Origin of the sequence: Streptomyces sp. NRRL WC-3618 (assembly GCF_001280005.1) — a bacterium.
GTDB lineage: Bacteria > Actinomycetota > Actinomycetes > Streptomycetales > Streptomycetaceae > Streptomyces.
Window position 1 is genome coordinate 1 of the sequence record NZ_LGDW01000257.1, and the last position, 914, is coordinate 914.

The window sequence follows — 914 nt, forward strand, 5'->3', positions numbered from 1 at the left end:
CCGTGGGACACGCAGTGCTTCACGTACGACGTGATGGGTGAGCTGGTCAACGCCTGGACGTCGAAGATCACGCCGGTCGACGGCCAGGGCTGCAAGGCGGCGAACGGTACGACGTGGGGTCCCCGCAAGGACTACGCGCCGTCGTCGGGCCCGGTGGCGGACGCCCCCGACACGTCGACGGACGTGACCGCCCCGGACAGCTCACTGCGGTCGACGCTGGCGGCAACGGCTCCGGATCCCCAGACGGTCTCGACGGGTGCGACGGCGTACCGCCAGTCGTTCACGTTCGACTGGCTGGGCAACCGCGCCGTGATGACGGAGCACGATCCGGCGGACGCGGCGAAGAACGTCACGTTCAGGTACGGCTACGGCAACGCGGTGGCCAAGCAGCCGCACACGCTCGGCTCTGTCACGTCCAACCCGCCAGGGCAGGGCAGCAGTTACTCGTACGACGCGGTGGGCAACACGAAGACCCGCGACCTGGCGGCGACGACGCAGTCCCTGGTCTGGACGCAGGAGAACAAGCCCGCCACGATCACGGACGACGGCAAGAAAACGACGTACGTCTACGACGCGACCGGCAACCGCCTCCTGGAGAACTCCCCGTCGGGCTCCACCCTGTACCTGGGCGAAACCGAGGTGACAACGGATGCGACCGGCGCGATCGTGCGTGCCTCGCGCGCCTACGCCCACCCGGGCGCCCCGACGGTGGTCCGCACGACGAGCAACGGCGCGACCACCGGCCACAAACGCAACGTGCTGCTGGCCGACCACCTGGGCACGGCCAACACGACGATCGACGTCACGAACACCAGCCAGCCGATAACCCGGCGGGCATTCAAGCCGTACGGCGAGATACGCGGCCCGAAGCCTGCTGCTTGGCCGAACAAGCGGAGCTACCTGGGCGTCGGCAT

General features: G+C 68.7%; 1 pseudogene. It reads left to right on the forward strand.

The window, feature by feature from the left end:
- A pseudogene (locus ADL01_RS21990) lies at positions 1–914 on the forward strand (hypothetical protein); the annotation flags it as partial.